Source organism: Candidatus Cloacimonadota bacterium (assembly GCA_012516855.1).
GTDB lineage: Bacteria > Cloacimonadota > Cloacimonadia > Cloacimonadales > Cloacimonadaceae > Syntrophosphaera.
In genome coordinates this window covers 1-13,195 of the sequence record JAAYWB010000014.1, presented here as the reverse complement: position 1 = coordinate 13,195, position 13,195 = coordinate 1, and the positions used below count along the sequence as shown (strand labels likewise).

Sequence of the window (13,195 nt, the reverse complement as noted above, 5' to 3'; positions counted from 1 at the left end):
GCTCCTTAATGTGTGAGGGTACGCACGCCCAGGAAAATGGTGATCACCTGAGTGGCAATCAACATTATATCCTTGAAGCGATCCCAGGTATTGTAAGTGTCTTGTTCAGAAACATATATAGTATCGCCGGGATCGAGGGTCAGCTTTTTACTGGGCTTCACCCAGTTGCCGCTAGCCGCACTAATGATTCGGGTTCCGTTCCAGCGTTTGTTGTTGGTATAGCCGCCTGCGAGGGCGATGTAATACTCATAGTTTTTTCCTTCAACCCAGGGTATCAGACCTGGATTGACCACCTGTCCACTTACTTCCACCATGTCCAAATACTGCGGAATAAATAGGTAGTCGCCATCGTGCACAACAGGGTTAATTTCGGTGCCTTTGCTCTCCCAAACCCTGGCCACATCAACGCTGTAGCGTCCTGGGAATTGGCGGATGCGGTTCAGCATGTAGCGGTATTCCATCGAGGTCAGATCCGATAAGTCAAGCTGCATCAGGCGTTCAAATTCCAAATCGGGTTGCTCGGCTCCTGCCCGGTTGGCATAGATGGCATTGCGCAGATTGCCTCGGGAAGTGGGGCCTCCGCAGAGGATGAGGATGTCGTAGAGAGTGGTGTTTTCGCCGACATAGTATTCCCCCGGCGCTTTCACGTCACCTTCCACGGTTATCTTCCAGGCGCGGCGGTGTTCTGCGTTGGATATCACGTTCACACGGTCGTAAGGCCGTAAAACGATGTCTTCTGCGTGCTGGTTACGGAGGTCATATCTCAGCACTTCAAACTCAGGAGAGTTGTCCCTGTAGCGGTAGATATTCACCAGATTGCGGTCTGCAGCCAGAGTGAAGCCCTGGGCCAGTTCCAGAATGTCGGAGAGCTTGTCCCCTTCCACGAACTGGTATTCGCCTGGCATGTAAACCTCGCCGGAGATGGTTACGGAGGTTCCAAGCGCCGGTATCCAGAGCAGATCGCCGTCTTTGAGCAACGGATTCTGGTCCAGGGCGCCTGTGCGCATGAAGCGCAGCAGGTCATAGGTTTTGGTTTCCCTGCCCCGGGTGAGTTTCACGCTTCGCAGGCCTTGGAAATTCAGGTAAAGTGAATCGCGCTCGGCTTCCTTGGTCTGCTGGGGGGTAAGGGTTGGCAGCGTGGTAACGGAGCGGTTGTTGTCGTTGGCAACTTTCACGGCATCATAGATACGCGCCAGCGGCGTAAGCTGATAGGTGCCAGGATTCGCCACAAAACCGGTCACGTTCACTGAGATCAGCACCTGTCCGCTGAGCTGTGGAATGTTCTGAGCGCTCAAAACGCAGGTCAGAATCAGCAGGGCGACGAGCAGCAGCTTATTTTTCATAATACTCAATCATCCGCCGGATGATGGCATCCAGGTCTAACTTTGGTTCATAGCCGATGTATTGCTTGATTTTGCTAAGGTCGGGCATGCGGTTCATCATGTCTTCAAAACCTTCTTCAAAAGCGTCTTCATAGCTCATATAATCGATGCGGGACTTGCTGTCGCACATGGTTTTGACTTTCTTGGCCAAATCCTCTATGGAGATGGATTCCGTGGTGCCCACATTGAAGATTTCGCCCTGGCATTCCGGCGTTTCCATCAGTTTGATGAAAGCACCCACCACATCTGAAACATCGGCAAAACAGCGGGTTTGCTTGCCCGAACCGTAAACCACGAGAGGCTGGTCCAACAGGGCCGCTTTGATGAATTTGGGCAGAACCATGCCGTATTGTCCTGTCTGGCGGGGACCTACGGTGTTGAAACAGCGCACGATCACCACTGGCAGCCTTTTTTCGCGGAAATAGGCCAGAGCCATGAATTCGTCGATAGCTTTGCTGTCGCTGTAACCCCAGCGGCTGATGCGGGTTGAGCCAAGCAGGCGGTCGTCATCCTCTGAAAAGGGAACTTTATCGCTTTTGCCGTAGATTTCGGAGGTCGAGGTGATCAGCACCTTGGCCTTATGCTTGTTCGCCAGCTCCAAAACGTTGTCCGTGCCCACTATGTTCGTTTTCAACGAAAGCAGCGGGTTCTCGATGACATACTTCACGCCCACGGCCGCTGCCAGATGATAAACTTGGTCGATCCCGGCCATTAGTTTTTCCATTAGACTGCGGTTCAGGATACTGCCGATCGTATAATGGAAATTTCCGTTTTCCTTAATCGATTCTATGTTTTCCAGGCGGCCGGTGGAAAGATTGTCAACAATGCTTACTTTATGTCCGTCTTCCAACAATCTTTCCGCCAAATGCGAGCCAATAAAACCGGCCCCGCCGGTGATCAGAATCTTCATAACTTCTCCAGATTTGAAGTCTTTATCCTTTATGACAAACATATTTTGCCATTACGTAACAAAATCTGCCAGCCGGGTTTTTGTCAATAGAAAAGAGGATTTGGAACGCTTTCGGTTCAAGCCCTTACAGAAAAATGCAAATCCAAACACCAATACTTCAAACGAGGGAAACGGGTTAGAAAGAGGAAAAATGTGTGGATAGCTGAGCATTTTCGGAGTTGATGTCGGAATCTTCAAGGGAAATGTGTATAACTACCACGTGTCCAATCTGGAAAGTCGGTTGCCTGGAATTACGCAAAGGTCTTTACAGATTGTTAAGCGACAATAGAGGAATGAGTTATCTTCAACTGAGTTAGTAAGGTAAGATGACAAACTTATTCTGATCAAACCCGCTTTGTGAATAAGGTGATAAACAAACTTGGATGATTGTTCGTTAAGTTGCTTCCCTTAGATAATCTAATCCGACTATGGGGTAACTTATGGATTATTGAGATTGGCATTAGTCAACTTTATGATTATCCTCCAACCATTGCTTAAAGTTCCCCTTTTGTGTGTCATAGAGCATTTCAGAATATCTTTCTTTGTCTGTATTAAAGAGACAATGCCTAACCATAGTGTATGGATTCATATTGTTGTGTATTGAAGTACTGACCAAATGAGTGTTATAACTCCGAATGATATCAATGTGATCTATGATTGCAGATTTCATTTGAGTCTCTGTTATCTCGCTATTTATTTTTAGAATCTCATGCAGAAAACTATCTACCTTATACGGTATGAATTGATAAGTAGGAAAAACCTCTTCAATAATGCTCATGAACCCAACTATATTAATTGTTCCAGAACTATTTTTAGATTGTTGCTTAATGCTATCCTCATATCTATCTGTGTCAAGTTTGATACTATGAAACTCATCATCAGCTAACTCAAATAGAGCTGCCAATCTATTAATTCGTCTTTTCAGTTCTAATGGAATTGTTTTCTTGTATTTTATTTTGTGATCCAAAATACTCCAAGAATCTTGGATTATCGATCTAATCTGTACCTCAAATTGAAATCCAGAATAATGTCTATTCTCAACTAGTTCTTTTCTGTTATCATTCAGTTCCATATCGATATGTAGACTTTTATAACCGAACTGGTCTTCCGTCGAGTCGATTTGCGATATTTTATCTGTAGTGCCGATAACTTTAAGTTCCTTTGATAGAATGTCGTGAATTTTTTTCACATCTTCGCTATATAAGCAAATCACACGAATTCCAATCAAATCAGTAATATAATCTTTTATTTCATATTCTGTACTCTCATTCTCTAACTGTTTCTGGTACTTCCTCTTGAACTTGCTTATACACTCCTCTCTGTCCTTAATTCTTGATAGAACAGTCTGTATTGAGAGTTCATTCATTACTAATGATTCGACAAGAGAACGAAAGTATTTTTCTGCAGCTTGTAAAGTTTGGATATTCTCTGAATAGTATTTGTTGAAACTTTCAATCTCAGCGTTTATATCGAGTGAAGCCATATAAACCTCTCAGCAATAATAAATTATTTAACTTTTAAGCTGATTACCGACTTTACAACTTTTCTACGCATCAGCGAATACAAAATCAATTGGTTACATATATTTTCCGCACCTAAAAGCTGTCAAGGAGTTTTCTAATAATCCTCCCATTTTTCTGACTTTACTTAGCCTGTTTACAACATCATGAAATCTACTCAAGGTATAAAGGATAAACACCAATTCGAATCGTTCCACTTACTCTGCTAGTCTTTTCTACGGTTCATATAGCTAACTTTCAAGAAATTTCAAAACCTCTCTGAAATCAGTCCATATTTGACACAAAACTTTCACCAACCAGTCCAAAAAATACCCAAACCACTATGACATCTTTCCGAAAGGAGTCCTAAGCATCTCTGCACCTGATAAGGGGTTATGCCTCTTTGTCACACTGATGGCTATATGATATTTGGGGTGTCACTTTATAACTTGGCTAATCAGGCCAAACGATGGCATCACCCTGAAACGTATCCAGTTCGATTCACTAGATAGTGTCGTCACGAGATTGATAAAAAACTATCTTGAAAATAATGGTACCGAGTTTATCGAAAGGGAATTTGTTATGTCGCAAAGCTGGCATAGACATGATATTACCGATCACATTTGGGAACTACTTGAACCTCATCTCCCAGGCAGAGAGGGAGCTTGGGGTGGAGTAGCTCAAGACAATCGTCGCTTTATCAATGCAGTATTATGGATTCTGCGTACTGGAGCACCATGGCGTGATCTGCCATCAGATTATGGCGATTGGAAGAACACGCACCGCCGTTTTTGCCGTTGGCGCGATAAAGGCATATGGGAGAACCTTCTTGAGGTTTTCATCGATGAGCCTGACCTTGAATGGCTTATAATCGATGCAAGCCATGTTAAAGTCCATCAGCATGGCACTGGAGCGATAGGTGGTAACCAGGATATGGGGCGCACAAAAGGGGGCTCAACACAAAAATACATGTGGCCGTGGATGCGCATGGCAATCCGATCCGAGTACTTGTTACAGAGGGTACCAGAGCGGATTGTAAGGAAGCTGAGAACCTTATAGAATCATTTGAAGCGGTTTGCTTGATTGCAGACAAAGGGTATAACACCTCTGTTATCCTTGCTATGGCTGTTGAGCGTAATATGAAAGTAGTTATCCCACCAAAGAAAAACCATCTGGTGCAATGGGGATATGATAAGTATCTGTATAAAATGAGACATCTTGTGGAGAATGCCTTTTTGCGGATCAAAGAATGGAGAGGAATAGCAACTCACTATGCGAAAAATACCGCATCATACCTCGCTACTGTTAAAATTCGGTGTTTATTCTTATGGCCGACAATCTCGTGACGACAGTCTCCGGGTTGTGATGAGATGGATATCAGGAATCATCTGGATCAGAACAGGCTGGTGTTTAAGGGCAAACCAGTTTTCCGGCACTTCCTTAGCCCCATGTTGTCCGTCCCCCGTCTTCCGCCCGCCAAATCCCCGTATTTGATGCGGGCATTATACGGGAATCGAATCTTAGGCGAATCCTCGGGGGTTCAGGGCAAGACCAGCAGTTTGCTCTGGGCGCTGGAGCCCGAAACGCCTTGAACCCAGGTCAGATACACACCCGCGGGCAGAGCGGGAAGGGAAATCTCAGCATCGGATTTGTTCCCGGAAAAGCTTAGGTCCAGGATTTTCTGGCCGCGGAGGTTGTAAAGGGCAAGGGACTTGAGAGGTTGGGAGCCGCTCAGCCTGAGCGTTTGGGCCGCTGACAGAGGATTAGGAGCAAAGGAAAAATCGAACTGGGGACTGGGCAGAAGTTCATCCGTCACAGGGGTGGAAAAGCTGAACAGGTCTGACGCGGAAAGATGGATGGCGGGATTCTGGTTGGCAGGAAGGGAAACCGCGGCGCCGGCCCACAAAATGCTGCCGGTGGAGGGGGTGTACTGAAGCGCGGTGAGTGTCGTTTCCTGTCCCGCAGCACCTGACAACAAAGACCATTGGCGCTTAGCTGTGATGTTGTGGTTCACGTTCAGGGAATCGGCGATATTGGCGTAGCGGGTGCAACAGGTCGGGAAGGTAAACAGGCGGAAATGGTTGGTGGCGGCAAGGTTTTGTCCCGGAAGGTTGCTGCTTGGATCGTCGTAATATCGCAGAGCCGTGCCGGTGTTGTTGTTTTCGATCACTACAGAAATTGTCTGCCCTGCGCTTTCGCTGAGGCTGTGGATGATGGTGCCGGTGAGGTTGTTGCCTGCCTGGATGGCGGCGGCCACGTCCATGATGTTCGAAACTCCGTCTCCGTTCAGGTCGGTTCTTTCCAAGCCTCTGCGGATGTCGAAAAAGATGGGATCGAGCCCGCTCTGGTTAACCACAGAGTGGTCATTGCCCACATTCAGGGAAGCCCAGGTGCCGGATTCGGAGATGGCAGAAGCTGCTCCCAGCCAACCTGGGAAGGTGAAGGAGAGCCATTTTTGCTCATCCGGTTCGCTGGGATGGTGCACCACCAGGAGGGGATTGTCGATCAGGCATTCAAACAGGGTCCAATCGAGCCAGCGCGTGATCACTGAAGAGCCGGTCAGCAGCGAATCCTGCTGGGTGGAGATTCCCCAACTCGAGAGAGACGCGCAGCCGAGATCAATATCCGGGCCGCCAAGGTCGTTGCGGAGTTGTTGGAGGTCCAAAAAAGCGTTTGCCAAAAGTATGTCGTCGTGGGTGATGTCGCGCTGCAGGCCGCTGTGGTAAAGGCTTGCGCCTGAAGCAGCTATCCCCGCAACCAGTCCCTGGGCTTCCTGCAGCATGCACGCATCGGTGTTGAAATGTTCCTGATAGTAGTTCCAGAGATAGGCATAGCGGGCGGGGTCTGAAAAAACGAACATCATGTAAAAGAATTCATCGAATACGTCAAGTGTGGGCTGGGCAAGCAAATAGCCCTGGGCATAGCCGCGCTGGTAATGGTCGCCCCATACTTGCAGAATGGCTTTGTCTCCGATGTATTGCAGGTTTCCGTTCACCTGAGCGGCCAGCGGCAGAGCCAAAGCGAAGAGGATCAGCAGCAATTGCCAGTGTTTCATGGTAAAAACTCCCTGCGGATGTCGCGTCGGGCCTTCAACCTTTTGTAAACCTTGTAGTTGTGGATCACCACGGCCAAGAAGACCAGGTTGGCCACGCCGAGAGTTATGTTCATCATCTTGGTTTCCTTTTTGGCGTAAACAGCAAAAGCGCCACCCAGGATGAAGAGGAGCACGGCCTTGAAAATCACTATCCCCCGGGGCAGGCCAAGTTTGCGAAAGATCCAGCGGGCGACGGGGTTTCGCTCACGGTGCAGATGGTTGGGCTGGATAACCTTCCAGGTGGAATGGCCGTCAAGGATATTAAGGATGACAAAGACCACGAACTGCCCTGCCAAAACTGCGACCTGGCTAAAAACATTCTCAAGCATGGCCAACATCCGCTTCCTCCTTTTGCTGCTTTCCAGCCAGAAGCTCTTCCCGCTGCCGGATGCTCTGCCAGGCTCGGAAATTTCCACTCACGACCCTGAGAAAAACCAGCACTCCCACACAGAGCAGGACCAGCAGGGCCACGTTCCAGACAGGATGGGTGAAAGTGAGGAAAAAGACGGCGCTGATGAACCCGATCCACAGCACTTCAGCCAGGACAAGGCCCCGGGTGAGGCCAAGCTTGATGAACATCCAGCGGGCAACGGGATTGCGCTCACGGTGATAGTGGTTTGGCTTCAGCACCTGCCAGGTGGAAAATCCGTCCAGGAGGTTCAACGCGACCAGGATGGAGTAAAGGGCAACCAGGGTTGTCAGCATCGGGCTTTGGCCCCTTGGTTATCAGGTCAGGCTGGCTCTTATGGCCGAGTTTAGCTCAACTGGGTTCAGAACCGGTTCCTGATTTTGGTTTCGATGGCATCGGCCAATGTCTGGCACTTGCTCACCAGTTCTCCGGCGCGGGTTTTGATGTCGGCCTTGAAAGCTTCATCAGTGCTACCGGGCAGGTTGATCAGGATGTTGTAGTCCGCTGCTTTGGCGGCGCTGAGCGCAGTCAGGGCTGCCACGCCAGCGTCTGAAATGGCGTTGGCGTTTCCTACGTCGGCCACCTTGTCAGCCAGTTGCATGGCTTCCCAAGCCAGTTCAAGAGTCCGGAAGGGAACCAGGATCGCCTGTTGGGTGGTCCGTTCCATCTCGGCGTTGCGGACGGCAATTTCCTCATCGGTCTTTTTGGGCAGGCGCATGGCTTCCATCATGGCGTTGAAGGCATCTGTGTCGGCATCAATGCATTGCAGGGCCTGAAGTTTTATCTCCTGGCCGCGGGGAGCCAGTTCGCGCACAGTTTCCTGAACTGATTCATAGCCTTTTTTATCCACGGTGAGGTTTGCCACCATAGCAGACAGCGCTCCGGAAAGGGAAAGGCAGAGCGCGGCAACGCTGCCGCCACCGGGGGCGGGGGAATCAGTGGAAAGCAGATCGGCAAAGCTTTCCAGGCTCAGGGAGCAAAGGCTGTCGGACCTTGCGATGGCGTATTCGATCACTTTCTTGTCCAGGTCGAAAGGTCCCAGTTCCGCCAGGCCCATCGACTGGATCGCGGTTTCCATGATCATCCTTTCCGGGATGCCGGTGCTTTCATCCATCCGGCGCAGATAGAACTTTCCAGCCTCGAGCAGCGCGGCTTTGGGGATGAGCCCAACCAGTTCGCTGCCGGTTATCTGGATGCCCATCTCCGCGGCCAGTTCACGCACTTTTTCCAGCACCAGATGGGGAGGTGTGACCTTGTAATTGGTGAGGTTGATGCTGATCTGGGCGCGGTCGTAGCTGTCGATATACCAGCCCACGGCTTTGCAGTGGCTGAAGAGGCCAGGGATGATTACTCTGTTGCCATCGGCATCCCTGATTAGTTTGCCAGCCTCGTCACGGGCTGGTTTGCCTCTTTCGCGGATGGTGAGCGCCAGGGCGTGAGCTTTCTTTTTATCCCGGGTGTTTAAATTGATGTTGTAGGCGATCAGGAATTCACGGGCGCTGATGGCGGTGGCGCCGGAACGGGGATTGAAGGCGTGGGGACCGAAATCCGGCTTCCAAGCAGGGTCCTGGGCTTTTTGGGGCAGGGCTTCATATTCGCCGGAGCGCACATTTGCCAGGTTGCGCCACTCTTCTTTAGAAGCGGCATTTTCGTAAAGATATACCGGGATGCCGAGTTCTTCGCCGACCCTCTTTCCCAGTTTGCGTGCGTATTCGGCACATTCTTCCATGGTCATTCCCGAGATCGGGATGAAGGGGCAAACGTCAGTGGCGCCCATGCGGGGATGTTCACCATGGTGTTTGCTCATATCGATCAGCTCGGAGGCTTTCCTGATGGCTTGAAAAGCGGCTTCCACAACGGCTTCTGGTTCTCCGGCCAAAGTGAAAACGGTTCGGTTGGTGTCAGCGCCGGGATCCACATCAAGCAAAACAGCATTCTTAACAGAGCGAATAGCAGACGCGATGGCTTCCAGAACAGTTTTGTCCCTGCCTTCGCTGAAATTGGGCACGCATTCCATAAGTTTCATGATTCACCTCTTGTACTGGTTCTGTGTATTTTAACTTTGATAATCTTCTTGTCTGTGGCTTGCAGCACCTGAATGCGGTATGCATCCACATTCACGATCTGGCCTTGGTGTGGGATGCGGGCCAGTCTGTCCAGGATCAGCCCTGCCACAGTTTCGTAATCGCCCTCAGGAAGGATGATTTCGTATTCGTCGGCCAGATGGTCGATTTCGATATCCGCCTGGACCAGCCAGGTGTTGGGGGAAACCTGCTCCACTTCCGGGATTTCCTCAGCTTCGTCATATTCGTCCGCGATGTCGCCAAAGATCTCTTCCAAAATGTCTTCCATGGTCACGATCCCGGAAGTGCCGCCGTAGGCATCAACCACGATGGCAATGCTGCGATGGTTTTTCTGCATTTCGCGGAGCAGTACGTCCAGATCGGTGTTTTCCGGAGTGAAAAAGGGTTTGTGGATGAGTTTGCTGACCACGGTGTCCGGTGTGAATTCACGTTTGAGCGCATCATAGATTATCAGCACGCCCTTGATATCGTCAAGATCTTTTCCGAACACAGGGTAGCGTGTGTAGCCTTCCTCCTTGGCTATCTCTATGGCCTCTGCAACCGTCGCGGTTTCAGGGATGGCAACCAGTTCCGTGCGCGGGACCATTACGTTGCGCGCCACCTGTTCAGTGAAATCCAGCGCGTCTTCGATCATTTCTATCTGCGGTTCGTCGGCTTCATCAGCCTCCGTGAGCGATAGCAGGTAGGAGAGATCGTCCTTCGTGAGATAGTTGAAGTTATTTCCTTCTGTTATCTTCAGCCATTTGCGCAGAACCGAGTTCAGCCAGGAAATACCCATGACCAGGGGTTTGAAAAGGAAGTAAACGAAACGCATGAAAGGATAAACAACCGGTACGAGAGTGTCAGCGTGATCTCGGAAGATGGATTTGGGGACAACTTCACCAAATACAAGCACCACTGTGCCAACGACAAGGGACGTGTAGCGCGCGTCAAAGCCGGTGATGTATCTGCTTGCCACATAGGTGGAAAGGGTGGACATGAGAATAATCACGACGTTGTTTCCTATCAGGCTGGTGCCCAAAAGCTTGTCCGGTTTGCGCAGGCTGGCGAGCAGCTTGGCCGAGGATTTATCCTTTCTGGCCTTTCCTTCCAGTTCGAGCATATTGATTGAGATGATACCGTTTTCAAACCCGGCAAAAAGGAATGCCAATCCCAGAAGGACCAAGAAAATCAAGCTCCAGAGAAGTATTTCAGAGACAGACAATTTATCCATTAACTTTTTCGTTGCGCCAGGCGATCCGCAGGGCCTGGATGAACTCATCAATGTTGCCAGACAAAAAAGAATCAAGATTGTAGCTTGTCAAGTTTATTCTGTGGTCGGTGACCCGGGATTGGGGGAAATTGTAGGTGCGGATTTTAGCGGAACGGTCCCCGGTGCTGACTTGGGCCTTGCGTGAGCGGGCGATTTCCTGTTCCTGCCTGCTGATTTCAGCATCGAGTAATCTTGAGCGAAGGACTTTCATTGCCTTCACTTTATTCTTGAGCTGGGATTTCTCGTCCTGGCAGGTGACAACGATCCCGGTGGGCAGATGGGTGATGCGTACTGCTGAGTCTGTGGTGTTAACGCTTTGCCCGCCGTGCCCCGAACTGCGGTAAACATCAATGCGCAGGTCGCTGTCCGCGATCTCAATGTCGATATCTTCAGCTTCAGGCAACACAGCCACGCTCACAGCTGAAGTGTGGATGCGACCTCCTGATTCTGTTACCGGAATGCGCTGCACGCGGTGAACACCGCTTTCAAAGCGCATCAGGCCATAGACTTCCTCACCGCTGAGCATGAAAATGATTTCCTTGTAGCCTCCCAAACCAGTCTCGTTGAGGTCCAAAAGCTGATGTTTCCAGCCTTTCATCTCCGCGTAATAGCTATACATCCGGTAAAGGTCGGCCACGAAAAGCGCGGCTTCCTCACCGCCTGTGCCGGCGCGAATCTCGACGATGGCGTTTTTGCTGTCGTTGGGGTCGCTGGGGATTAGCAAATCTCGGAGTTTTAGTTCGCTTTCCGTTATCCTGACTTCTAGGTTCTCAAGTTCCTGGTGCGCCATGTCGGCCATTTCAGGGTCGGTCTCTGTTTTTAGCAAGTGTTCCGCGCCATGGATCTGGGTTTCCAGATGCAGATAGTGGTCCCATTCACCACAGATGGTAGAAAGTTCCTTGTTGCGGCGCATCAGCTCCTTGTAACGGCGAGGGTCGGCAAGCGCAGAGCTGTCAGACAACGTGTTCTGCAGCTCTTTCAGTTCCTGTTTCAAACCCTCCAGCTTTTCTCGGGGCAGCATATCAGTCGGTCATCACCTTCACGTTGTGTCCTTGCAGATCCATATCGAGAGCTGCTTTCATCGCCACCAGAGCGATTTCCACCATCTGGTCATCCGGAGGCTGCGTTGTGATGTGCTGTAGAGCCATTCCGGGAACGGTGAGTATTTTCACCACGGGATGTTTGAGGTTTTTACCGCTGAACTTGAGAATCTCGTAGCTCACCCCGGAAACCAGAGGAAACAGCAACAGATGATAGCCCAGACGCAGGGCTAATGGGACTTGGCTTTTAAGGATGAACAACGATACCAGTGTATCGATGATGGAAAAGAGGAGGATTGAGACCATCAGCACAAAGAAAATGAAACTGGTGCCGCAGCGCGGATGGATCGTAGTATTACTCTGTATCGATGCTATGTCCAGTCCAGTTTCTTTTTCGTAGGCGTTTATGTTCTTGTGTTCCGCTCCGTGGTATTGAAACAGTCTGTGGATGTCTTTCAACCGGCTGATCAGCCAGATGTAGAGCACAAAAAACACGATACGGATGCTGCCGGCAAAGAGGTTGAAGTAGAAATTCTGCTTGGAAAGTCCGATCCAGTCTGCGATCCGATAAGGCAACCAGGCAAATAGAACAAAGGCCAATCCAAAGGCGAACACATAGCTAATCAGGTTTTCGGCCTGTTCGGTGGCCTTGGATTTTTTCTTCAGTTCCTTGCCTTTGTCCGCTTGTTCCGCCATGATATCCAATTCAGCACGGTTCGCAGAGAGGGTGATGGTCTTTATGCCGAGTACCATCATCTCGATAAGGGATACAAACCCTCTCACAAGGGGCAATCCCAGAAAACTGCCCTTCTTGGCCTTGCTGGCAAAGGGCTGTTTGTAAAGCTCGATCGTGCCGTCTTTCCTGCGGAGGGCGGTGGCCAGAGAGTCCGGCCCGCGCATCATTACGCCTTCTATTACGGCCTGCCCTCCCACGCTGATCTCTTTTTTTGGTTCCATTCTTCAATCCATTATCTGCTGATTGTTTTTCGGGGATATAAAAAAACCATTTCCCAAGCCTGGGGCTGCGGAGAAATGGTAGTATTGGAAAGGATTGCTATTTGTCCGATTTGACGTTGTACTTCTTGTTGAATTTTTCCACACGTCCGGCAGTGTCGATGATTTTCTGCTTGCCGGTGTAGAAGGGATGGCAGACGTTGCAGATATCAACTTGCAGGTTGCCCTTGGTGGAACGGGTCTTGAATTCATTTCCACAGGCGCAACGTACCATTACCTCTTCGTATTTGGGGTGTATTCCCTGTTTCATTTATCTTGCTCCTTGACTGAGAGATTGAATTTAAAGTCAGGATTTTAGCAGGGGGAGATATGTCAACTGCTTTTTTTCCGTTGATTTCTATTCCATTATACCTGTGGGTTCTCATTTGCTTTATGACGGCCAGAGTTTGTTACAATTCGTTGATGGATTGATGTTTTGAGATTGATACCGGATTAGGTTAAGGGGCGGAATGGCAAAAAATCCACAGACGGC

General features: G+C 49.7%; 12 protein-coding genes. 1 reads left to right on the top strand and 11 read right to left on the bottom strand.

Going from position 1 to position 13,195, the window contains the following annotated elements:
- Window positions 1-5: 5 nt before the first annotated feature.
- From GX466_00990 to GX466_00980, 3 genes are all read right to left on the bottom strand, one after another.
- Window positions 6-1,343 carry a hypothetical protein gene (locus GX466_00990; GenBank protein ID NLH92789.1) on the bottom strand — a complete coding sequence of 446 codons (1,338 nt, stop codon included), beginning with the start codon at window positions 1,341-1,343 and terminating at the stop codon, window positions 6-8.
- Window positions 1,333-2,292, bottom strand: a complete 960-nt coding sequence (locus GX466_00985) for an NAD-dependent epimerase/dehydratase family protein (protein NLH92788.1) — start codon at window positions 2,290-2,292, stop codon at window positions 1,333-1,335. Before GX466_00985 ends, GX466_00990 begins: the two co-directional genes overlap by 11 nt.
- A 499-nt stretch (window positions 2,293-2,791) precedes the next feature.
- Window positions 2,792-3,814, bottom strand: a complete 1,023-nt coding sequence (locus GX466_00980; protein NLH92787.1) for a (p)ppGpp synthetase — start codon at window positions 3,812-3,814, stop codon at window positions 2,792-2,794.
- 598 nt (window positions 3,815-4,412) lie between these two features.
- Between GX466_00980 and GX466_00975 the strand changes: the two genes are divergently transcribed.
- A protein-coding gene (locus tag GX466_00975) for an IS5 family transposase (protein NLH92786.1) occupies window positions 4,413-5,176 on the top strand; the annotation gives its coding sequence in 2 pieces (ribosomal slippage) (window positions 4,413-4,785 and window positions 4,785-5,176; 765 coding nt in all).
- Window positions 5,177-5,370: 194 nt separating this feature from the next.
- Here the strand turns inward: GX466_00975 and GX466_00970 are convergent.
- From GX466_00970 to rpmE, 8 genes are all read right to left on the bottom strand, one after another.
- Window positions 5,371-6,885 carry a T9SS type A sorting domain-containing protein gene (locus GX466_00970; GenBank protein ID NLH92785.1) on the bottom strand — a complete coding sequence of 505 codons (1,515 nt, stop codon included), beginning with the start codon at window positions 6,883-6,885 and terminating at the stop codon, window positions 5,371-5,373.
- Entirely contained in the window at window positions 6,882-7,262 is a 381-nt protein-coding gene (locus GX466_00965; protein ID NLH92784.1) for a hypothetical protein, read from the bottom strand. Before GX466_00965 ends, GX466_00970 begins: the two co-directional genes overlap by 4 nt.
- On the bottom strand, window positions 7,246-7,629 hold the full coding sequence (locus tag GX466_00960; protein NLH92783.1) for a hypothetical protein: 384 nt from the start codon (window positions 7,627-7,629) through the stop codon (window positions 7,246-7,248). Before GX466_00960 ends, GX466_00965 begins: the two co-directional genes overlap by 17 nt.
- Before the next feature lie 65 nt (window positions 7,630-7,694).
- Complete coding sequence (gene ftcD, locus GX466_00955; GenBank protein NLH92782.1) at window positions 7,695-9,359, bottom strand: glutamate formimidoyltransferase; 1,665 nt, start codon at window positions 9,357-9,359, stop codon at window positions 7,695-7,697.
- Window positions 9,356-10,621: an HlyC/CorC family transporter gene (locus GX466_00950; protein NLH92781.1), complete on the bottom strand. Its 1,266-nt coding sequence runs from the start codon at window positions 10,619-10,621 to the stop codon at window positions 9,356-9,358. Before GX466_00950 ends, ftcD begins: the two co-directional genes overlap by 4 nt.
- Before the next feature lies 1 nt (window position 10,622).
- Window positions 10,623-11,690 (bottom strand): peptide chain release factor 1, encoded by a 1,068-nt coding sequence (gene prfA / locus GX466_00945; GenBank protein NLH92780.1) that lies wholly within the window; start codon window positions 11,688-11,690, stop codon window positions 10,623-10,625.
- Between the two features lies 1 nt (window position 11,691).
- Window positions 11,692-12,666 (bottom strand): DUF1385 domain-containing protein, encoded by a 975-nt coding sequence (locus tag GX466_00940; protein NLH92779.1) that lies wholly within the window; start codon window positions 12,664-12,666, stop codon window positions 11,692-11,694.
- A 97-nt stretch (window positions 12,667-12,763) separates the two neighbouring features.
- The gene (gene rpmE, locus GX466_00935; protein NLH92778.1) at window positions 12,764-12,973 is read right to left on the bottom strand and encodes a 50S ribosomal protein L31; all 210 of its coding nucleotides are present in this window, start codon (window positions 12,971-12,973) and stop codon (window positions 12,764-12,766) included.
- Between the last annotated feature and the right edge of the window lie 222 nt (window positions 12,974-13,195).

Coding starts and splice junctions, on each gene's coding strand:
- GX466_00990 (NLH92789.1), bottom strand. CDS start 1,343: ATGAAAAATAAGCTGCTGCTCGTCGCCCTGCTGATTCTGACCTGCGTT.
- GX466_00985 (NLH92788.1), bottom strand. CDS start 2,292: ATGAAGATTCTGATCACCGGCGGGGCCGGTTTTATTGGCTCGCATTTG.
- GX466_00980 (NLH92787.1), bottom strand. CDS start 3,814: ATGGCTTCACTCGATATAAACGCTGAGATTGAAAGTTTCAACAAATAC.
- GX466_00970 (NLH92785.1), bottom strand. CDS start 6,885: ATGAAACACTGGCAATTGCTGCTGATCCTCTTCGCTTTGGCTCTGCCG.
- GX466_00965 (NLH92784.1), bottom strand. CDS start 7,262: ATGTTGGCCATGCTTGAGAATGTTTTTAGCCAGGTCGCAGTTTTGGCA.
- GX466_00960 (NLH92783.1), bottom strand. CDS start 7,629: ATGCTGACAACCCTGGTTGCCCTTTACTCCATCCTGGTCGCGTTGAAC.
- ftcD (NLH92782.1), bottom strand. CDS start 9,359: ATGAAACTTATGGAATGCGTGCCCAATTTCAGCGAAGGCAGGGACAAA.
- prfA (NLH92780.1), bottom strand. CDS start 11,690: ATGCTGCCCCGAGAAAAGCTGGAGGGTTTGAAACAGGAACTGAAAGAG.
- GX466_00940 (NLH92779.1), bottom strand. CDS start 12,666: ATGGAACCAAAAAAAGAGATCAGCGTGGGAGGGCAGGCCGTAATAGAA.
- rpmE (NLH92778.1), bottom strand. CDS start 12,973: ATGAAACAGGGAATACACCCCAAATACGAAGAGGTAATGGTACGTTGC.